This window comes from Kitasatospora sp. NPDC091207 (genome assembly GCF_044768625.1).
GTDB lineage: Bacteria > Actinomycetota > Actinomycetes > Streptomycetales > Streptomycetaceae > Kitasatospora.
The window spans coordinates 70,540-90,845 of record NZ_JBIVVS010000003.1; the positions used below are offsets into that span (position 1 = coordinate 70,540).

18 protein-coding genes and 1 pseudogene are annotated in these 20,306 nt (G+C 73.4%); 13 read left to right on the forward strand and 6 right to left on the reverse strand.

Translation table 11 applies throughout. The annotated features are described in order from the left end of the window. Positions 1 to 4: 4 nt before the first annotated feature. Complete coding sequence (locus ACIQTO_RS07975) at positions 5 to 1,348, reverse strand: APC family permease (protein ID WP_402384428.1); 1,344 nt, start codon at positions 1,346 to 1,348, stop codon at positions 5 to 7. Between the two features lie 87 nt (positions 1,349 to 1,435). On the opposite strand from ACIQTO_RS07975, the gene ACIQTO_RS07980 reads away from it, so the two are divergent. Both ACIQTO_RS07980 and ppgK read left to right on the forward strand, forming a co-directional pair. Beyond that, positions 1,436 to 2,410 (forward strand): 4-hydroxy-3-methylbut-2-enyl diphosphate reductase, encoded by a 975-nt coding sequence (locus ACIQTO_RS07980; protein ID WP_402384430.1) that lies wholly within the window; start codon positions 1,436 to 1,438, stop codon positions 2,408 to 2,410. 166 nt (positions 2,411 to 2,576) lie between these two features. Next, on the forward strand, positions 2,577 to 3,326 hold the full coding sequence (ppgK, locus tag ACIQTO_RS07985; protein WP_402384433.1) for a polyphosphate--glucose phosphotransferase: 750 nt from the start codon (positions 2,577 to 2,579) through the stop codon (positions 3,324 to 3,326). Positions 3,327 to 3,488: 162 nt separating this feature from the next. Here ppgK and ACIQTO_RS07990 read toward each other — a convergent pair whose 3' ends face one another. Then, positions 3,489 to 4,199, reverse strand: coding sequence for a DUF6542 domain-containing protein (locus tag ACIQTO_RS07990; protein ID WP_402384436.1), 711 nt, complete (start codon positions 4,197 to 4,199; stop codon positions 3,489 to 3,491). Between the two features lie 115 nt (positions 4,200 to 4,314). Here ACIQTO_RS07990 and ACIQTO_RS07995 point away from each other — a divergent pair, with 115 nt between their 5' ends. Together ACIQTO_RS07995 and ychF are read left to right on the forward strand one after the other, a co-directional pair. Further along, positions 4,315 to 4,704 (forward strand): VOC family protein, encoded by a 390-nt coding sequence (locus tag ACIQTO_RS07995; protein ID WP_402384439.1) that lies wholly within the window; start codon positions 4,315 to 4,317, stop codon positions 4,702 to 4,704. 75 nt (positions 4,705 to 4,779) lie between these two features. Continuing rightward, positions 4,780 to 5,853, forward strand: coding sequence for a redox-regulated ATPase YchF (gene ychF / locus ACIQTO_RS08000; protein ID WP_402384442.1), 1,074 nt, complete (start codon positions 4,780 to 4,782; stop codon positions 5,851 to 5,853). 133 nt (positions 5,854 to 5,986) lie between these two features. Here ychF and ACIQTO_RS08005 read toward each other — a convergent pair whose 3' ends face one another. Together ACIQTO_RS08005 and ACIQTO_RS08010 are read right to left on the reverse strand one after the other, a co-directional pair. After that, a complete protein-coding gene (locus tag ACIQTO_RS08005) occupies positions 5,987 to 6,250 on the reverse strand; it encodes a type II toxin-antitoxin system RelE/ParE family toxin (protein WP_054221840.1) in 264 nt (87 codons plus the stop codon). Beyond that, positions 6,243 to 6,512, reverse strand: coding sequence for a type II toxin-antitoxin system Phd/YefM family antitoxin (locus ACIQTO_RS08010; protein ID WP_402384445.1), 270 nt, complete (start codon positions 6,510 to 6,512; stop codon positions 6,243 to 6,245). Before ACIQTO_RS08010 ends, ACIQTO_RS08005 begins: the two co-directional genes overlap by 8 nt. 366 nt (positions 6,513 to 6,878) lie before the next feature. Between ACIQTO_RS08010 and ACIQTO_RS08015 the strand changes: the two genes are divergently transcribed. Further along, positions 6,879 to 7,154: a type II toxin-antitoxin system Phd/YefM family antitoxin gene (locus tag ACIQTO_RS08015; protein ID WP_402384448.1), complete on the forward strand. Its 276-nt coding sequence runs from the start codon at positions 6,879 to 6,881 to the stop codon at positions 7,152 to 7,154. Further along, complete coding sequence (locus ACIQTO_RS08020; protein WP_402384451.1) at positions 7,151 to 7,405, forward strand: Txe/YoeB family addiction module toxin; 255 nt, start codon at positions 7,151 to 7,153, stop codon at positions 7,403 to 7,405. The genes ACIQTO_RS08015 and ACIQTO_RS08020 overlap by 4 nt, the downstream gene beginning before the upstream one ends. 125 nt (positions 7,406 to 7,530) lie before the next feature. Here ACIQTO_RS08020 and ACIQTO_RS08025 read toward each other — a convergent pair whose 3' ends face one another. Then, entirely contained in the window at positions 7,531 to 8,193 is a 663-nt protein-coding gene (locus ACIQTO_RS08025) for an HAD-IA family hydrolase (protein WP_402384453.1), read from the reverse strand. 65 nt (positions 8,194 to 8,258) lie between these two features. Further along, positions 8,259 to 9,397: pseudogene (locus tag ACIQTO_RS08030) on the reverse strand (dihydrofolate reductase family protein). 171 nt (positions 9,398 to 9,568) lie between these two features. Here ACIQTO_RS08030 and ACIQTO_RS08035 point away from each other — a divergent pair. The 7 genes from ACIQTO_RS08035 to ACIQTO_RS08065 all read left to right on the forward strand — a co-directional run bounded on the left by ACIQTO_RS08035 (position 9,569) and on the right by ACIQTO_RS08065 (position 20,274). Then, positions 9,569 to 10,951 (forward strand): hypothetical protein, encoded by a 1,383-nt coding sequence (locus ACIQTO_RS08035; RefSeq protein ID WP_402384456.1) that lies wholly within the window; start codon positions 9,569 to 9,571, stop codon positions 10,949 to 10,951. A gap of 169 nt (positions 10,952 to 11,120) precedes the next feature. Then, complete coding sequence (locus ACIQTO_RS08040; protein WP_402384458.1) at positions 11,121 to 11,939, forward strand: methyltransferase domain-containing protein; 819 nt, start codon at positions 11,121 to 11,123, stop codon at positions 11,937 to 11,939. A gap of 163 nt (positions 11,940 to 12,102) precedes the next feature. Continuing rightward, positions 12,103 to 13,620: a DUF4190 domain-containing protein gene (locus tag ACIQTO_RS08045; RefSeq protein WP_402384461.1), complete on the forward strand. Its 1,518-nt coding sequence runs from the start codon at positions 12,103 to 12,105 to the stop codon at positions 13,618 to 13,620. Between the two features lie 224 nt (positions 13,621 to 13,844). After that, positions 13,845 to 13,997: an SPOR domain-containing protein gene (locus ACIQTO_RS08050; RefSeq protein ID WP_402384464.1), complete on the forward strand. Its 153-nt coding sequence runs from the start codon at positions 13,845 to 13,847 to the stop codon at positions 13,995 to 13,997. Between the two features lie 10 nt (positions 13,998 to 14,007). Further along, entirely contained in the window at positions 14,008 to 14,415 is a 408-nt protein-coding gene (locus ACIQTO_RS08055; RefSeq protein WP_402384466.1) for an NUDIX domain-containing protein, read from the forward strand. Positions 14,416 to 14,875: 460 nt separating this feature from the next. Next, positions 14,876 to 17,458, forward strand: coding sequence for a SpoIIE family protein phosphatase (locus ACIQTO_RS08060; RefSeq protein ID WP_402384468.1), 2,583 nt, complete (start codon positions 14,876 to 14,878; stop codon positions 17,456 to 17,458). Positions 17,459 to 17,679: 221 nt separating this feature from the next. Continuing rightward, positions 17,680 to 20,274 (forward strand): SpoIIE family protein phosphatase, encoded by a 2,595-nt coding sequence (locus ACIQTO_RS08065; protein WP_402384470.1) that lies wholly within the window; start codon positions 17,680 to 17,682, stop codon positions 20,272 to 20,274. Positions 20,275 to 20,306 lie beyond the last annotated feature (32 nt).

Genomic DNA, 20,306 nt, shown 5'->3' on the forward strand with positions numbered 1-20,306 from the left:
GAGGCTAACGGCGGATGCCGACAGCGGAGGCCCCCTGGACGAGCAGCACGACGAGCCCGATCGCCAGCCAGACCGCCCCGGCGAGCTGCGCGGTGGGCGAGGCCTCGTAGACCACCGCGCCGATCACCGCGATGCCCAGCAGCGGCACCACCAGGTGCCGCAGCCAGTCCCGCGAGCCGTGCTTCACCACGTACCAGCCGATCACCGAGGCCTGCAGCAGCGCGAAGGCCGTCAGCGCGCCGACGTTCACCACCGAGGTCAGCTGGTCCAGCCCGTCGTCCCGGTTCGCCGCCCAGACCGCCGCGCCCATCGTGATCACCGCCGCGACCAGCAGCGCCCGGCGCGGCACCGCCGAGTCCGGGTCCACCGCGGCCAGGAAGCGCGGCAGCCGCCCCTCCCGGGCCATCGCGAAGACCAGCCGGCCGGCCGCCGCCTGCCCGGCCAGCGCCGCGAAGGCCGCCCCGATCGCCTTGCTCGCCGCCACCAGCAGGTGCAGCCAGTGCCCGATCCCGCTCTCCACCGTGTCGTAGAAGGCCGAGCCCTGCGCGGCCGGATCCGCCGCCAGCTGCTGCGGGGTCAGCGGCTCCAGCAGCGCCGCCAGGTACGTCTGCACCACGAAGAGCACCCCGGCCAGCACCAGGCACCACAGCACCGCCCGGGCCACCGCGGCCGACGCGCCGACCGCCTCCTCCACGAAGGTGGCGATCGCGTCGAAGCCCAGGTACGACAGGACCGCCACCGAGACCGCCGAGATCACGGCGGTCAGCGAGAAGCCGCCGACCGCCGTGAACGGCGTGTCCCAGCCGCGCTGTGCCCCGTCCCGCACCAGCACCACCACGGCCGCCACCACGAACACCGCCAGCACCGCGATCTCCAGCGCCAGCACCCCGAGGCCCACCGCCGCCGCCGTCCGCACCCCCGCCAGGTTGAGCGCGGTGGTGACCAGCACCGCCAGCGCCGTCCACACCCAGCGCGACACGTCCGGCACCAGCGAGTTCAGCGCGATGCCCGAGAACAGGTACGCCACGGCCGGGATCAGCAGGTAGTCCAGCATCGCCATCCAGCCGGCGATGAACCCCGGCCCCTCGCCCAGGCCGGCCCGCGCGTAGGCGAACACCGAACCGGTCTGCGGCACCGCCCGCACCATCTGGGCGTACGAGAAGGCGGTGAAGCCCATCGCGATCGTCGCCGCCAGATAGACCGACGCCACCGCGCCGTGGCTCTTGGCGTCCAGCACGCCGAACACCCCGACCGGTGCCATCGGGGCGATGAACAGCAGCCCGTACACCATCAGATCGCGGACACTCAGGCTGCGCCGCAGGCCGCCGGCGTCGACTCGCTCGCTCATAACTTCCACATTTGAGCACCAGTGACCGAGTACCGCCCGAAAGCGCCTTCCGTCGGCGCGGCTCGCTGCCGCCCGTACGATGGAGCCATGTCCAACACCGCGCAGCGCCGTGTCCTGCTCGCCGCCCCCCGGGGCTACTGCGCGGGCGTCGACCGCGCCGTGATCGCCGTGGAGAAGGCCCTGGAGCAGTACGGGGCGCCGATCTACGTCCGCAAGCAGATCGTCCACAACAAGTACGTGGTCCAGACCCTGGAGAAGCAGGGCGCGATCTTCGTCGACGAGACGGAGGAGGTGCCCGAGGGGTCGATCGTGGTGTTCTCCGCGCACGGCGTCGCGCCGTCCGTCCACGACGAGGCCCGGATCGGCAAGCTCGCCACCGTCGACGCCACCTGCCCGCTGGTCACCAAGGTGCACAAGGAGGCCGTCCGGTTCGCCGACGAGGGCTACGACATCCTGCTGGTGGGCCACGAGGGCCATGAGGAGGTTGTCGGCACCATGGGCGAGGCCCCGGACCGGATCCACCTGGTGGACGGTGCCGAGGACGTCGCCAAGGTCGAGGTCCGCGACGAGTCCAAGGTCGTCTGGCTGTCCCAGACCACCCTCTCGGTGGACGAGACGATGGCCACCGTCGGTGAGCTGAAGAAGCGCTTCCCGCTGCTGGTCAGCCCGCCCAGCGACGACATCTGCTACGCCACCCAGAACCGCCAGGTCGCCGTCAAGCAGATGGCGCCCGAGACGGACCTGCTGATCGTGGTCGGCTCCAAGAACTCCTCCAACTCCGTCCGCCTGGTCGAGGTCGGCCTGGAGTACGGGGCCAAGGCCGCCCATCTGGTGGACTTCGCCGACGAGATCCAGGAGTCCTGGCTGGACGGCGTCACCACGGTCGGCCTCACCAGCGGCGCCTCGGTGCCGGAGATCCTGGTCGACGGCGTGCTGGACTGGCTGGCCGCGCGCGGCTACGGCGACGTGTCGACCGTCAAGACCGCCGAGGAGCACCTGATCTTCTCGCTGCCCAAGGAGCTCCGCCGCGATCTGCGCGCCGAGGCCGCGGGCAAGCTGTAGACGGACCTCCCGGAGAGCCCGGTATCCCTCGCGGGATGCCGGGTTTTCCGCTGTGCACGGCCGGTCGGGCTCTCGTAGTTTTGTGCACAGGTATGCACAGGCCTGTGGACGACGGGCTCGTGCACAGCGGTCCTGTGGACAACGGTTACGGCGGAGGGCGGTCGTCATGACGGCGGTATTCGGTGTGGACATCGGCGGTTCGGGCATCAAGGGAGCCCCCGTCGACCTGGCCCGGGGCGTGCTCGCCCAGGAGCGCCACAAGGTCCTCACCCCGCACCCCTCGGCGCCGGAGGCCGTGGTCGCCGCCGTCCGCGAGGTGGTCCGGCACTTCGGCCACCGGGGACCGGTCGGGCTGACCTTCCCCGGCGTGGTGGTGGACGGACAGACCAGAACCGCGGCCAACGTCGACAAGGGCTGGATCGGTCTGGACGCCGCGGGCCTGTTCCGTGAGGCGCTCGACCTGCCGGCCGTGGTGCTCAACGACGCCGACGCGGCCGGGCTCGCCGAGACCGTCCACGGGGCCGGCCGCGGCCGGCAGGGCGTCGTCCTGGTCCTGACCTTCGGCACCGGCATCGGCAGCGCGCTCTTCGTGGACGGCACGCTGGTGCCCAACACCGAGCTGGGCCATCTGGAGCTGCGCGGCAAGGACGCCGAGCGGCGGGCCTCCTCGGCGGCCAAGGAGCGGCACGATCTGAGCTGGGAGCAGTGGGCGGGCCGGGTCGACGAGTACCTCGACCTGGTGGAGATGCTGTTCTCGCCGCAGCTGATCGTGATCGGCGGCGGGGTGAGCCGCAAGCACGAGAGGTTCCTGCCGCTGCTGCGCGAGCGGGAGGCGCGGATCGTCCCGGCCGAGCTGCGCAACGACGCCGGGATCGTCGGAGCGGCCATGGCGGCGGCCCGGGCCTCCTCCGCCTGAAACCCGTCGGGCCCGAACCATCGGGCCTGACCCGTCGGGCCCGCGCGCCGGGGAGCGGCGGCCGGGAGCGGGTGCCGGAGCGGGTGCCAGCGGGTGGGCCGGCGGGGCGCGGGAGGTGATGCGTCGGGGAGTGGGAAGTCGGCCGGTCCGACGCCCCACTCCTCAGCGGTCGCGGTGGATCCGCCGCTGGGCCACGAACCGGGCGGTCACGATGGCCGCGGCCAGGCCGGTACCCGTGAACAGCCAGCCGGCCCGCAGGGCCAGGCCCGTCGCCAGCGCCACCACCTGGGCGGTCACGCCCGAGGAGGTGACCGGGCCGAGCAGCAGCAGGGCGACGGCGAAGGCGATCGGCCCGCTGATCGGGGCCGCCAGCAGGTCGGCGAAGCGCACCCGGACCGCCAGCTGGAAGCAGATGACCAGGTAGCCGATGCCGAACAGCACCCCGAGACCGCCGAAGAGCATCCGGTCCAGGCCCGCCAGGGCGACGGTCGCGACGGTCGCGGCCACCCCGGTGCCGACCGCCGTCAGCCGGGTCGGCCGCCCGTTGCGCCGGCGCCCGTAGAGGCGGCCGTTCGGGCGGCCGCCACCGCGTTCGCCGGTGCGTTCACCGCGGCGCTCGCCGCCGCGGGCGTCCTCCCGGGGGTCGTCGCGCTCGCCGGGGCGCGGTCCGAACGGCAGGCGCAGCCGGGGCCGGGCACCACCGGGGCGGCCGCGCTCGGGCGCGCCGGCCACGGGGCGTAGCCGGGACGCGGGCGCGGCGGTGGCCTCGGCGGTCTCGGGGGCCCGCCCGGGCCCGGGGACGGCGGCCCCGGCCGCGCCGTTCGGCGGTCGGCGTCTGGGCCCTGGCGGCTGGGTTCGGATGCGCTGCTCCACCCACCCAACGTACGGTCCGATCATCGCCACACTGTGTAATGGGCGTCGGTACCTTGCTCCGTGTCTCCGGACGGAGTACTGGTGTGATCGTCGCTCAACTCCTCCAGGGGGATGCATGACCAGCGGGTTCGCCTTCGAACGCCTTCACCACGTCCAGCTCGACATCCCGGCGGGGGCGGAGGACGAGTGCCGTGCCTTCTGGCGTGACGTGCTCGGCATGACGGAGCTGGTCAAGCCCCCGGTGCTGGCCGCGCGCGGTGGTTGCTGGTTCCGGGGCGGCGGGGTCGAGGTGCACCTGGGTGTCGTGCCGGAGTTCCGGCCGGCCCGCAAGGGGCACCCGGGCTTCCAGGTCCGGGCGCTGGACGCGCTCGCCGAGCTGCTGGTCGCCCATGGTCATGAGGTCGTCTGGGATGACAATCTGCCTGGTCACCGCCGCTTCCACGCCGCCGACAACCTCGGTAACCGCCTGGAGTTCCTGGAGCCGCTGCCGACAGCGGGGGCCTGAGCCGCTGCCCGTAGACTGGGGGATCGGCCCGCACGGTGCCGAACCAACTCCTCCAAGCCCACGGGACTGCGCTTCATGTCGCTCACGATCGGAATCGTCGGCCTGCCGAACGTCGGCAAGTCGACCCTGTTCAACGCCCTGACCAAGAACGACGTGCTGGCGGCCAACTACCCGTTCGCCACCATCGAGCCGAACGTCGGCGTCGTCGGCGTCCCGGACGCCCGGCTGAACAAGCTCGCCGAGATCTTCGGTTCGCAGCGGATCCTCCCGGCGACCGTGGACTTCGTGGACATCGCCGGCATCGTGCGCGGCGCCTCGGTCGGTGAGGGCCTGGGCAACAAGTTCCTGGCGAACATCCGTGAGTCGGACGCGATCTGCCAGGTCATCCGGGCCTTCGTCGACCCGGACGTGGTGCACGTCGACGGCAAGGTCTCGCCGAAGGACGACATCGAGACCATCAACACCGAGCTGATCCTCGCCGACCTCCAGTCGATCGAGAAGGTGCTGCCGCGGCTCCAGAAGGAGGCCCGACTGAAGAAGGAGTCGGCCGCCACGCTGGCCGCCGCCGAGGCCGCCCAGAAGATCCTGGAGACCGGCAAGACCCTCTTCGAGGCGGGCTTCGACGCCTCCTCGGTGCGCGAGCTGCACCTGCTCACCACCAAGCCCTTCCTCTACGTCTTCAACGTCGACGAGGACGAGCTGGTCGACGAGGAGTTCAAGGAGGCCCAGCGCGCCCTGGTCGCCCCCGCCGAGGCGATCTTCCTGAACGCCAAGATCGAGTCCGAGCTGATCGGCATGGACGAGGACGAGGCGCTGGAGCTCCTCCAGTCCATGGGCCAGGAGGAGACCGGCATGGCCACCCTCGGCCGGGTCGGCTACGAGACCCTCGGCCTGCAGAGCTACCTCACCGCGGGCCCCAAGGAGACCAGGGCCTGGACCGTCAAGAAGGGCGCCACCGCCCCCGAGGCCGCCGGTGTGATCCACACCGACTTCCAGAAGGGCTTCATCAAGGCGGAGATCATCTCCTTCGACGACCTGGTCGCCTGCGGCTCCATCGCCGAGGCCCGCAGCAAGGGCAAGGCCCGCATCGAGGGCAAGGAGTACGTCATGCAGGACGGCGACGTCGTGGAGTTCCGCTTCAACGTCTGAGCGGATGACATGACACCACGTCTCTGACGCGGCAAACATGCAGGTCAGAAGGGGTCGGCTCCGTCGGGAGCCGACCCCTTCCGGTGTCCCGTGCCGGGTGGGTGCTGGATTCCCGGACGCGGGTCAGCGGAAATCAGGTCTCGTAAACGGTGGACCGGTGTCCCACATGAACGACCCAGACGACCAGCTCCCCGTTGTCGATCGTGTAGACGACGCGGTAGTCACCGACGCGCAGGCGGCGGCGCTCGGGCTGGGACACGAGCGCGGTGGTGTTGAAACCGAGCGGGTCGGTCTCCAACTCGGTCAGCTTGGCCAGGATGCGCAGGGCCATGTCGCGAGGGATTTTCCGAAGTTCGGCCTGCGCTTCGGGCCGGAAGACGGTTCGGTACTCACTCACCGCGCGCCAGCGTCTCCCTCATGATGTCCTCGATCGGGATGCCGGGTGCGGGGTTGGCCATGCGCTCGTCGATGATCCGATTGATCTCGCGCTCTTCCCACTCCTGGTACTTGCGCAGTACCTCGATGGAAACGACGGCGGCGACTTCCCTGCCCCGGCGCGTGATCACCGTGGGTACGTCGTCGCGGTCCGCGCGCTCCACGACCTCGGCCAGGTGGGCGCGCACGTCACGGATGGACTCTCTGGGCAGCGGCTGCGTCATGCGCCCAAGCGTACCGAGTGTCCCATGTGTACACAACGGGCTCGCGATGGCCCATCACTTGTGCTGGATGAACTCGTGCGGCGCTGGATCGGCGTTGGATGAGAGCGGTGGGAGCTACGTTTTCGCAGGTGGGAGCGCTGTGTCGAACGTTCCGTTCTAACGCCTGAGCGGATGACATGACACCACGTCTCTGACGCGGCAAACACGCAGGTCAGAAGGGGTTGGCTCCGTCGGGAGCCGACCCCTTCCGGTGTCCCGCGCTGGGATGGTGCTGGGAGACCTGACCACCCAGCAGCCGTCCGACCCGGCCGGAGGGTGTCGAGAGTGGTACGTTATCAGGTACCACTTGAGGGATGAGGTCAGGTCATGTCCATCACCGCGAGCGAAGCCCGCAAGGAACTCTTTCCGCTGATCAAGAAGGTCAACGAGAACCACGAGGCCATCGAGATCGTCTCGAAGCACGGCAATGCCGTGCTCGTCTCGGCCGAGGACTATGCGGCGCTGCGCGAGGGCTCGTACCTGCTGCGCTCTCCGGCGAACGCCCGTCGGCTGCTCAAGGCGTACGAGAACGCCCTGGCTCACATCGACGTGTCGGAGCGCGAGCTGATCGATCCGGACTCGGCGGATGCAGGTGCCGCGTGAGGCTTGTCTTCGAGGACCAGGGCTGGGAGGACTACACGTCCTGGCTCAAGAACGACCGCAAGATGCTGGTCCGGATCAACAAGCTCGTCGAGGACGTCAAGCGTGACCCCTTCTCGGGAGTCGGCAAGCCCGAACCTTTGAAGTACCACCTGCCTGGCGCGTGGTCGCGGCGGATCGACGACGAGCACCGCCTCGTCTACCTGGTGACGGACAAGGAGGTCGTCATTCTCGCGGCTCGGTACCACTACTGACCGCCCGTGCCGACCGGGAGGTCATCGTCCCGGCCGCGCGCTGCCAGGACCGATCGCGGTTCGGTGGCCTCGCCGAACCGTGCCGGCCCCGCGCCGGGGGTGACCGCCCGCGTAGCCGCCGGCGCTCAGGCGAGGTGGACGGTGAGGGTGCCGTCGCCGGCGGGGGTGACGGTGACCCCTTCCAGGGTGAGGGCGTGGGCGATGGTGCGGTGGGCCGCGGCGCGGGGGCCGATGCCGAGGACGGGGATGCCGGCGGCCACGGCGGCCGCTATCCCGGCCGACGAGTCCTCCAGGGCGAGGCAGTCGGCGGGGGCGAAGCCGAGCGCGGCGGCGCCCTTGAGGAAGCCCTCCGGGTCGGGCTTGCTGGCGCCGACGGACTCGGCCGTGACCAGGACGGGCGGCAGCGGGAGTCCGGCGGCGGCCATCCGGATCCGGGCGAGCGGCTCGTCGGCGGAGGTGACCAGGGCGTGCGGCAGGCCGGCCAGGGTGGCGAGGAAGGCGGCGGCGCCGGGGATCGGCACCACGCCTTCGACGTCGGCCTTCTCCTCGGCGAGCATCCGGGCGTTGTCGGCGTGGTTGAGTTCGGCCGGCCGCCCGGGCAGCAGGGCTGCCATGGTGGCGTGGCCCTGGCGGCCGTGGGCGAGCCGGAGTGCCTCGGCGGGGTCGACGCCGTGCCGGTCGGCCCAGCGGTGCCAGCAGCGCTCGACCACGGCGTCGGAGTTGACCAGCGTGCCGTCCATGTCCAGCAGGAGGGCACGGGTGGTCAGGGTGAGGGGGGTGGCGGGCATGGGGCGGCTCCTCGCGGGGCGGTGTGCGGGCGTGCGAGTCGATTGTTCAGTAAGGATACAAAAGATTAGCCCAGCAGGTGCGCATTGACCGCGCGGGCCTCCTCGGCGGCCTCCGGCAGCTCCACCACCTCGACCCCGGCCGCCTCCAGCAGTGCCGTCCCCTGGCAGTCGACGACGAAGAGGTCCGGCTCGCGCCAGGCGACCACCACCCGGGGCACGCCTGCGGCGATCAGCAGTCGGGCGCAGGGCAGCGGCCGGGAGGCCCGCCGGCCGCAGGGCTCCAGCGAGCTGTAGACGGTCGCGCCGCGCAGGCGCGGATCGCCCGCCGGGAGCTTGGCCAGGGCCGCCTCCTCGGCGTGGTCGCGCGGGTCCGACTCCCGGCTCCAGCCCTCGGCGAGCACCTCGCCGTCCGCGCCGACGATCACCGCGCCGACCGAGAAGGCCGTGGTGGAGGGCGGGCAGCGGCGGGAGAGCTCGACGGCCCGCCGCAGGTGTGCGAGGTCGGACGGGGCGCTGGTCACGGGGCGGGCTCCTTCGGGGCGTACCTGAGCAGGACGACATCGCCCACGGTACGTGCCTCCAGCAGGCGCATCCGGCGGGCCGGTCCGCCGGGGAAGGCCGCCGGGTGGACGAACCGCGGCGCGCCCGACTGGCCGACCAGCAGCGGGGCGACGGCCAGCTGGAGCTCGTCGGCCAGACCCTGGGCGAGGAACTGGGTGTGCACGCTGCTCCCGCCCTCGACCATCAGCCGCCGTACGCCACGGGCCCCGAGGTCGTCCAGGACCGCGCCCAGCTCCACCGTCCCGCCGAGGGCCACCACCTCGGCCAGCCCGTCCAGGGCCGGGCGCAGCCGGTCGGCGCCCGCGTCCGAGGTGTAGGCGACCTTGGCACCGCCGGTGTGCCAGAACCGCAGTGCCCGGTCGAGCGCCCCGCCCGCGGTGAGGGTGACCTTCAGCGGGTACTCGGACCGGCCGGCCGCGAGCCGGGCGGCCCGCCGGGCGGGGTCGTTGACCAGCAGCCGGGGATCGTCCGCGCGCAGGGTGTTGCCGCCCACCAGGATCGCGTCGCTGGCGGCGCGCTCCTCGTCCACCCGGTCGAAGTCGGCCGGGTTGGAGAGCAGCAGGCGGTCGGGAGAGGCGTCGTCGAGGTGCCCGTCGAGCGACATCGCGGCGCTCAGCAGGACGAAGGGGCGGCGGCCGGGCATGGTGGAACCGTTCTGTCGGGGGCCCGTCCACGGTACGGGCCCCGGCCGGCGGGGCGCGCCGCGCGAGGGCAGGTGTTCGTCCGGTGGCCCGCTGCCGGAGGGGCGGCGTTCGCCGAGGGGCTCCACCCTGGTCCGGACCTCGCACCGCCCCCACTCCGAAGGGCTGTCACCGTGTCCCGTCTCTCCCGCGGCCTGCTGCCGCTGGCCGTCGCCGCCGCCGCACTGCCGGTGCTCGCGCTGCCCGCCGGGCCCGCCGCCGCCGTGACGTACGGAACCCCGACGATCACACTCTCGGCCGGGTACCTCTCCGGCGCGGTCGGCGCCACCGGTGACCCGACGGTCGCCGTCACCGTCGCGCAGAGCGGTGCCGACGCCTCCGCGCTGACGGTCGCCGCCTCGGCGACCACCCGCAGCTCGGTGGCCCGGACCGGTGACGTCACCGTCACGGGCACCGCCGGCAACCGCACCCTCGCGGTCGCCGCGCAGGGCGTCGGCTACACCGACCTGACCGTCAAGGTGACCGGTCTCGGCGGCAAGAGCGCCACCAAGACGCTGCACTACGCGGCCTCGCCGGCCGTCCAGCGCTCGGCCGACAGCCGGTACCTGACCGGCTCCAGCGACGCCTCGGCGGCCGTCGACGCGGGCGGCGGGTACATCGTGGTGGCGGACGACGAGTCCAATGTGCTGCGGCTGTACGACCGCAACGCCTCGGGGGCGCCGGTGCGCACCTGGGACTTCAGCAGCGCGCTCGGCGTCTCCAAGGAGATCGACATCGAGGGCGGCACCCGGGTCGGCAACACCATCTACTGGACCGGCTCGCTGGGCAACAACAAGGACGGCGAGATCAAGACCCAGCGGCACACGGTGTTCACCACCACCGTGACCGGTTCGGGCGCCGCCACGCAGCTGGCCCTGGCGGGCGAGTACACCGGTCTGCGCGACGACCTGATCGCCTGGGACAAGGCGAACGGCAACCGGTACGGCTTCGCGGCCGGTTCGGCGGCCGGCGAGGTGCCCAAGCAGATCGACGGCTTCAACGTGGAGGGCCTGGAGTTCGCCCCGGGCAGCTCCACCACCGCGTACGTGGGTTTCCGCGCGCCGCTCACCCCGGCCGTCACCGGTGGCCGGGCGCTGATCGTCCCGGTCACCAACTTCTCCTCGCTGCCGGGCGGTTCGGCGCACGCGACGTTCGGTGCCCCGATCGAGCTGGACCTCGGCGGGCTGTCCGTCCGCGACCTGCGGCGCAACGCGCTCGGCCAGTACCTGATCGTGGCGGGGTCCTGGGCGGCGGACGACAACTCCGACCCCTACGCGCTCTACCGCTGGGACGGTCAGCCCGGTTCGCAGCCGGTCAAGGTGCTGGACCTGCCGACCAGTGACGCGGGCGGCTGGGAGGCCGTGCCGGACGTCCCGGACCTCACCGCCGCCGGGGCCCGGGTGCAGCTGATCACCGACGACGGCTCCGCCGACCTGTACGGCGACGGCGTCGAGGCCAAGGACCTCACGCACCCGGAGTGGAAGAAGTCCCGCACCACCTGGTTCACCCTCAACTAACCCTGCCCGCACCGCGAAGCCCTCGCCCGATCTCCGGGCGGGGGCTTCGCGGTGCGGCGTGGCGATCAGAATATGAGACGAATCTTCTCGTCATGCGGGACGAGGAGTAGCGTCGGGAGGCGTCGGGAGAACCGACCGCAGGGACCGACCGAACCCCAGGGGGACCGTCATGACCGGACAGCAGCCCACCGTCTACACGCACGGCCACCGCGAGCCCGTGCTGCGCTCGCACCGCTCCCGCACCGTGGCCAACTCGGCCGCCTACCTGCGCCCCGAACTGCGGCCCGGACAGGCCGTGCTGGACGTCGGCTGCGGCCCCGGCACGATCACCGCCGAGCTGGCCGAGCTGGTCGGCCCCACCGGGCGGGTGGTGGCCGTGGACAGCTCGGCCCAGGTGCTGGAGTCGGCCGCCCGGTACGCGGCGGACCGCGGCGTGTCCAACGTGGTGTTCGAGGTCGCCGACGTGCACGCACTGCCGTACGCGGACGGGGAGTTCGACGTGGTGCACGCCCATCAGGTGCTGCAGCACGTGGCCGACCCGGTGGGGGCGCTGCGGGAGATGGGCCGGGTCACGGCGGAGGGCGGTGTGGTCGCGGCCCGGGACGTCGACTACGCGACCATGGCCTGGTACCCGCAGGTGTCCGAGCTGGACCGCTGGCTGGCGCTGTACCGGCGGATCGCCCGGGACAACGGCGGCGAGCCGGACGCCGGCCGACGGCTGCTGTCCTGGGCCCGGGAGGCCGGCTTCACCGACGTCACCGCGACCTCCAGCAGCTGGACGTACGCGACGCCCGAGCAGCGGGAGTGGTGGGGCGGGCTGTGGGCCGACCGGATCCTGGCCTCCGACATCGCCGACGTGGCGGTGGCCGAGGGGTACGCGGACCGGGCGGAACTGGAACGGATCGCCGCCGGGTGGCAGGCCTGGCTGGCCGCCGAGGACGGCTGGTTCGCGATGCTGCACGGCGAGGTGCTGGCGCGCCGTCGGTGAGCGTCGGGCGGCCGGAAAAGGGCGAGAGGATGTTCGCCAAGATCGGGTAAAGTCGCGCGTCCGTTCCCGTGCTCCGCCTGCTGGTCCGCCCGCCGGTCCGTCCACGGAACGTTCGAGTCGAAACTGCCGAGTTGACGCCCGTGACCGGGCCGGGGGAGTCCACGTGTCCAAGCCCGAGTCCGACGCGCCCGTCCCGGCGCCGGATGCCGCCGCGCCGGATGCCGCCGCGTCGGACACTCCCGCGCCGCCGGCCGCCCCGGTCGACGCTCCGGCCGTGGAGGGCCTGCCGGTGGACGCGGAGCCGGTGGACGCGGAGCCGGTGGACGCGGAGCCGGCGGGTGTTCCGGAGCCCGCGGAGCGCGTGGAGCTGACCAAGCCCACGAAGGCCGAGGCCGAACCCCCGGCCCCGGAGGCGCCCGTCGTGCCGGAGGCCCCCGCCGCCCCCGCCGACCCGTGGGCCGACCCGTGGGCCCTCCCCGGTACGACCGCTCCCGCCGCTCCCGCCGCCGACCCGTGGGCCACCGGCGGCGGCCCGGTCCCGCCGGGCCCGCCGCCGGCCTCCGGCTGGGCCGCCGTCCCGCCCGGCGCGCTCTCCGGCTTCCAGCCCGGCTACGCCTACCCGGCTCCCGAGGTCACCAACGGCTTCTCCGTCGCCGCCCTGGTCACCGGCCTGCTCTGCATGTGGCCGCTCTCGCTCGCCTTCGGCATCGTCGCGCTGGTCCAGATCCCCAAGCGCAACGAGCGCGGCCGCGGCATGGCGGTGACCGGTGTGGTGCTGGGCGTCCTCGGGGTGCTGGTCACTCTGCTGGTCTTCATCGGCATCCTCGCCGCCGGTGTCGAGGCGAGCAGTGAGGCCGACCGCCCCGTCCGCGGCCCGAAGGCGCCCGCGGGCTCCGTGCTCTGGTCCTCCCTCAAGTCCGGCGACTGCTACAACCCGCCCGGTGGCGACGCCTACCCCGAGGACGAGGACCAGACGGTCCTGTGGGTGCTCAAGGCGTCCTGCGCGCTGCCGCACCACGGCGAGGTGGCCGGCACCGCCCGGATCCCGGAGAGCGACGGGATCGCCTACCCGGGGGAGAGCCGCGTCCGGGAGAGCGCCGCCACCCTCTGCGGGCCGGTGCTCAGTGACTACGCGCTCGACTTCTGGGCCGTGCCGGACGGTATGGCGGAGGTCTACCTCTACCCGAGCCGGGCCAACTGGAAGTCCGGCGAGCGCTACGCCACCTGCGCCTACGAGGACCGCGACGCCGGGCACCTGGGCAGCGTCCGCACCGACCGGGGCAGGCTGACCGGGGCCCAGCTGGCCTATCTGGAGGCCGCCCGGGCGTACAACACCGCCTCCTGGAGCGAGCCGGAGGCCGAGGTGGCCGACGCCCGCTCCGAGCACGTGGCCTGGGCGGGTCGGATGGCCGAGGCCTCCCGCAAGGAGGCCGACCAGCTGTCCAAGGGGACGACGGTCTGGCCCGAGGGCGCCAAGCCGAAGGTGGCCGAGCTGGCGGCCGCCCAGCGCGAGGCCGCCGCGGCCTGGGACAGCGCGGCCAGGACCGTCGACACGACCGCGCTCGAACGCGAGATCCGGCGCGCCAAGTCGCTGGTCGCCAAGTCGGCCAAGCTGACCGTGGAGATCCGCCGCGAGCTCGGCCTCTCGACCGGTGAGCAGGTCGGCGACATCCGGGCCTGACGTCCCGGCTCCGGTGTCCGGCTCCGGCGTCCGGGCCTGAGGGCGGGAGCGGTCCGGCCCGCGTCTTACCGGGCGTTAACCGGGCCCGTACCTGTCGGTAGCGCGCCGGGCGTAGCGTCCGTGCGCGAGGGCCCGGCCCGACCCCCACGCGGGCCGGGGTCACTCGTCCGGGGCGGGCAGGCCGCCGGCCCGCCCCGGGCCGGAGGGGGCCTAGGCTCGGCGGCATGGAGAGCTGCCGGGTGATGCGCCAGGACGACAACGGCAACCGCTACGTGGTCGCCAGGGGGTTGGGCCGGGCCGAGGCCGAGCGGTTGGCGGCCGAGTTCGAGGCCCGTGGCCACAAGCAGCTGTACTGGGTGGAGGCCGAGGCCGCATAGGGTCGGGGCCATGGAGAACCGGATCGTCGTCGGGGGCGCGCTCGTCCACCGGGGCCGGGTGCTGGCCGCCCGCCGCAGTGCCCCGGCCGAGGTGGCCGGGCGCTGGGAGTTCCCGGGCGGCAAGGTCGAGCCCGGCGAGACCGAGACCCAGGCGCTGGAGCGGGAGCTGCTGGAGGAGCTCGGTGTCCGGGCGAAGGCGCTGGAGCGGCTGCCCGGCGCGTGGCTGGTCCGCCCGGGTCTGGAGCTGCGGCTCTGGGTGGCCGAACTGCTCTCCGGTGATCCGCGGCCGTTGCAGGACCACGACGAGCTTCGCTGGCTCGGCCCCGACGGGCTCGACGGGCTCGACTGGCTCGACCACGACCGCGAGGTCGTTCCGCACCTCACCCGGCTGCTGACCGAGGCCCGCACCGCGGGCTGAGCACCCGCCCGCCGCCGCACCGTCACCCCGCTGCCGCCCCGCCGTCCGGTGCCCGCCGCCCGTCGGTACGCCCCGCGCGCCCCTCCCGCACACCCCGTGCGCGGGAGCAGCTGCCCGCGCCACGCGCAATACGCCAGGTAGGTCAATCGGAAAAGACGACCCTTAAGCCGGGATAGCCTGGGTTCTGCTGGGTATGTCACTGTTCGGCACTATTCGTCACCATCGGTGAGCCGTCCCCAGCCGGCGAAGCCGATCCCGACCAGAGCCGGAGGCCCCGTCGGTGTCGAGTACCGGTCACGGTGGCGGGGGAGCGGGACGCACGGGCACCGGGGGGAGTGCCTCCGCCCGCGCCCGCCTGCGCCGTGGTGCGCGCCCGCAGCGGCCGCAGCCGCCCCAGCCCCCGGCCGCCCGCCGCCGGGGCGACGGCGGAACCCCCGAGGCCCAGCCGCCGGAGCGGCCGGTGCCGTCCCTGGTGGTGCCCGACGCGACCGAGTCGGCGGGCCCCCGCAGCCGCCCCGCCCGGCCCTTCCCGGGCGGCCCCGGAGCCGAGCCGGGCGCTCCCGGCGGCCAGCGCGCGGGCAACCTGCTCGACGTGGTGAAGGTGGCCATCGCGATCCTGGACACCGCCGGCCGGGTGGTGCTCTGGAGCCCGGCCGCCGAGGAGCTGCTGGGCTGGCCGAACGAGCTGCTGGTCGGCCGCCGGATCGACGAACTGATCCCGGACGCGGACCAGGTCGTCCGGATCCGCGCCGCGATCCAGGACACCCTGCGCCACGGCCGCTGGGCCGGCCTCGCGGAGCTGCGCGACCGTGACGGCGAGGCGGTCACCGTCGACGCCCGGATCTCGCTGCTGGTGGACGGCGACGGCACGCCGTTCCTCCAGGTCAACCTGGCCGAGGCGGCGGCCGTCCGGGCGGTCGAGCGGGACCTCGCCGTCCGCGACGCGCTGTTCGAGCAGTCCCCGCTGGGCATCGCGATCCTCGACACCGACCTGCGCTACACCGCCGTCAACCAGACCCTGGCCGAGATGAACGGCATGGTCACCGAGGACCACGTCGGGCGGACCACCGGCGAGACCCTGCCCGAGCGGGCCGCCGACGAGATCACCGCCATCCAGCGCCAGGTGCTGGCCACCGGCGAGCCGGTCATCGACGTCACCCTCGCCTCACCGGTCACCGCCCGCTCCGGGTACCGCTCGATCTCCTACAGCCGGATGACCGACCGGGCCGGCCGGGTGCTGGGCATCTCCGGCACCGTGATGGACGTGACCGAGCGGTACCGGGCGGTCGCCAAGGTCGAGCACGCCCGGCGCCGGCTCTCGCTGCTCAACGAGTTCGGCTCCCGGGTCGGCGACCTGCTGGACGCCTCGCGGATCGCCCAGGAGCTGGCCGGCGCGGTGGTGCCCCGGCTCACCGACCACTCCGCGGTGATCCTGCTGCAGGCCGTCGCGCACGGGGACGACCTGCCCCGGCACGGCCACGACCGCCGCACCTCGCTGCTGCAGCTGGGCACCGCCTCCGTCCAGGACGGCCCCGAGGTGGAGGTGATGCTCCGGCGCGGAGCCCGGATCACCTTCGCCGAGGACTCCGCCTGCGGGCGGGTGCTGCGCACCGGCGTCCCCGAACTGGTCTCCGGCGCCGACCAGCTGAGCGACGTCACCTACCCCGGGGACCCGAAGATGCAGGCCGCCCACGACCTGGGCGTGCACTCGATGCTGGTGGTGCCGCTGCGCGCCCGGGGCATCGTGATCGGCCTGCTGCTGGTCAGCCGGGCCGGCTACCGCGAGGGCTTCGACCGGGACGACCTCGCCTTCACGGTCGAGCTGGCCGACCGGGCCGGCAGCTCCCTCGACAACGCCCGGCTCTACGCCCGTGAGCGCACCGCCGCGCTCACCCTGCAGCGCACCCTGCTGCCGCAGCAGGTCCCGCAGCCCACCGGCGTCGAGGTCGCCTACCGCTACGTGCCCGGCAGCAGCGGCACCGAGGTCGGCGGCGACTGGTTCGACGTCATCCCGCTCCCCGGCGACCGCACCGCGCTGGTGGTCGGCGACGTGATGGGCCACGGCCTGCGGGCCGCCGCCACGATGGGCCGGCTGCGCACCGCCGTCCGCGTCCTGGCCGCCCTCGACCTGCCACCCGAGGTGCTGCTGCGGCACGTCCACGAGCTGGCCGACGACCTCGCCCAGGGGCCGGACGAGGCCCTGCTGGCCACCTGCATCTACGCCGTGTTCGACCCGGCCACGGCCCGGCTGACGGTCTCCAAGGCCGGCCACATCCCGCCGGTGCTGATCGTGCCGGGCGGGGAGAACGAGGAGCCGACCCGGTCCGGCGGCCCGCTGCTGGGCGGTGTCGGCCGGATCCTCGAGCTGCCCTCCGGCGCGCCGCTCGGCGTCGGCGGCGTCCCGTTCGAGTCGGTCGAACTCAAGATCCCCGAGGGGAGCCTGCTCGCCCTGTGCACCGACGGCCTGGTGGAGTCCCGGGACAAGGACCTCGACGTCGGTCTCGGCCGGCTGGTCACCGTGCTCCAGCAGCCGCACGCCTCCATCCAGGCGGCCTGCGAGGCGGTGCTGGACACCATGGAGCAGGGCCGCGAGCCGGACGACGTGGCGCTGCTGCTGGCCCGGCTCGGCCACGGCCAGGCCGGCACCCCGACCGCCGGCTGGACGCTCCCCGCCGAGCCCACCGCCGTCTCCCGGGCCCGCCGGCTGGTCCGCGCCGCGCTGGTCGAGTGGGGCGTCGAGGAACTCACCGACACCGCCGAGCTGCTGGTCAGCGAGCTGGTCACCAACTCCGTCCGCTATGCGAGCGCGCCCATCGGAGTACGGTTGACGCTGGGTGAGACCCTGCTGGTCGAGATCTCCGACCCGCTGCCCGACCCGCCCCGCGCCCGCCACGCGGCCGCGGCCGACGAGGGCGGCCGCGGCCTTGAACTCGTTCGCCGGCTCGCGCTGCGCTGGGGCGCCCGGGCGGAGGGCATGGGCAAGGTCGTCTGGTTCGAGCAGGCGCTGCCGGGTAATGAGCCCGACGAGTCGGGATCCGAGTAGGACGCGAGTAGAACGGGACTGCATATGCCAGCAGGCGGCCGGGGGGAGCGCGCACTCCGGCAGGGGGCGCGGGCGTGGCATTGTGGTTGCGCGGGCGGTAGGACAAAAACCTTCGCCCGATCTGATGTTGTGATGTTGAGGGCGTGTGAACGTACCCCTCGATGATGAATACTCGGTCTTCTCGGCATCCGGACGGTCGCGGGTTTGGAGGGGTCGGTCCGTTGAACAGCACCCCGGCGCGTAACGCGCCGAGCAGCAGCGGTCATGCCGCTGTGCCCGGGCAGGCCGGTTCGCCGCACCTGCCCGCCCCGTCCGCGGGGCACGGCCGGGCGGTCCGCCCGGTGGTCGGCGCCCACCAGTGGGGCGCGGGGGACCCAGGCTCGATCTACGACTACATCCGGGTCGCCACCTTCGCGATCGGCCCCGACGGCCGGATCAGCCAGTGGAGCGAACGCGCCGCCGAGTTCTTCGGCCTGCCCGCCGCCGAGGCGGTCGGCGCCGACCCGATCACCACCTTCGTCCCGCGGGAACTCTGGCAGCGCGGCCGCGCCCGGCTGGAGCGCACGCTGGCCGGCGAGGAGTGGGTCGGCACCACGCCCTACCGCGACGCCACCGGCGGCGAGGGCCTCGCCGAGCTCTACCTGATGCCCGACAGCGCGCTGCCCACCGCCGGCGCCACCTGTCTCGCGGTCGACCTCGGCCGGCTGCGCCGGATCGAGACCGACCTCGCCGCCTCCGAGGCGGTCTTCGGCCAGACCCCGACCGGCTTCGTGCTGTTCGACGACCGGCTCCGGCTGCAGCGGGTCAACGACGCCTTCGCCTCCGGGGTGGGCCTCGTCCCCACCGACCTCGAAGGCCTGACCGCGCACGACCTCTTCCCGGCCTCCGAGGCCGACCGGCTGACCGCCGCGCTGCGCAAGGTCATCGCCACCGGTGAACCCGTCTTCGACCTGCGCTTCCACTCCGCCGTGCCGACCCGCGAGGGCAACCGGCTCTGGGCCGTCTCGCTCTACCGCCTCAACGGCGCGGCCGGCCAGCCGACGGGCGTGGCGGGCCAGGTCTCCGACGTCACCAGCCGGCACGTCGCCGAGCGCGAGGCCGACGGCGTCCGCCGCAACCTCGCCCTGCTCAACGAGGCCAGCGCGCACATCGGCTCCACGCTCGACCTGGAGACCACCGCGAAGGAACTGCTGGACGTCGTCGTCCCGCCGTTCTGCGACCTCGCCACCGTCGACCTCTACACGGCGCTGCTCTCCGGCGAGACCGTCCCCAGTGCGGGCCGGTACGGCGACGGCGTGCTCACCGACGGCAGCGGCGAGCTGCGCCGGGTCGCCGTCTCCAGTGTGGTCGGCGGTGCCTCCTCGGTCCTCGGCTCGGTCACCGGCCTGCCGATCGCCGAGGCCGGCGGCACGCTCTGCTACCCGCGCCGTTCGCCGCACGCCCGGGCGCTGCGCACCGGCCGCAGTGTCGTACCCGAGCCCGGACCGGACCCGCTGCTGCGCTCCACCCTGATCGTGCCGCTGGTCGCCCGCGACCAGGTGCTGGGCCTGGTCCAGCTCTCCCGCGCGATCGGCAGCGAGCCGTTCGACGCCCGTGACGTCGCCATCGCCGAGGAGCTGGTGGCCCGCGCCGCCGTCTGCATCGACAACGCCCGGCTCTACCGCCGGGAGCACGAGCGCGCGCTGATCCTGCAGCGCAGCCTGCTGCCCCCGGGCAACCCGGCCGCCAGCGGCCTGGAGATCGCCTGCCGGTACCTGCCCAGCAACAACAACACCGAGGTCGGCGGCGACTGGTTCGACGTCATCCCGCTGCCGGGCAACCGCACGGCCCTGGTCATCGGCGACGTGATGGGCCGCGGCCTGCGGGCCGCCGTGGCGATGGGCCAGCTGCGCACCGCCGTCCGCACCCTGGCCATGCTCGACCTCGACCCCGCCGAGGTGCTCACCGCCCTCGACGAGATCGCCCGCGGCCTGGGCGACGACTCCGCGCCCGCCGGCTCACCCACCCCGTACGGCCGGCTCACCTCGACCGCCGACGAGGAGGCCCGCGAGGTCTACCTGGCCACCTGCGTCTACGCGGTCTACGACGCCGTCACCCGGCGCTGCGTCTTCGCCAACGCCGGCCACCTGCCGCCCGTCCTGCTCAGCCCGGACGAGCCCGCCCGGATGCTCGACGTCCCGCCCGGCCTGCCGCTCGGCGTCGGCGGCGAGCCCTTCGAGGAGGTCGAGCTGACCCTGCCGGACGGCGCCGTGCTCGGCCTCTACACGGACGGGCTGGTGGAGAGCCGCAAGCACCAGCTGGACGAGGGCCTGCGTGCCTTCCGCACCGCGCTGTCGGCCGAGGGCAAGGGCCTGGAGGACCTCTGCGACCACGTCCTCGGCGAGCTCAACCCGCACCACGGCGAGGACGACATCGCCCTGCTGATGGCCAAGGTGCACGCCTTCCCCGACGACGCGGTCGGCAACTGGTTCCTGCCGCCCGAGCCCACCTCGGTGGCCAAGGCCCGCGAGCTGGCCTGCAGCTGGCTGCTGGCGCGCGGCCTGGACGAGCTGGTCGACACCACCGAGCTGCTGGTCAGCGAGCTGGTCACCAACGCGCTCCGGCACGGCCGGGGCGAGATCCGGCTCCGGCTGCTGCGCGACCGCAGCATGGTCTGCGAGGTTTGGGACGACGGCTACGCCCAACCGCGCCAGCGGCGCGCGCAGGAGACCGACGAGGGCGGGCGCGGGCTCCAGCTGGTCAGCCTGCTGGCCGAGCGCTGGGGCAGCCGGCGGACGCCCAAGGGCAAGATCGTCTGGTTCGAGCTGTCGCTGTAGCGGCTCGGCTGTCCGGGTGCACTCGCCCGGCG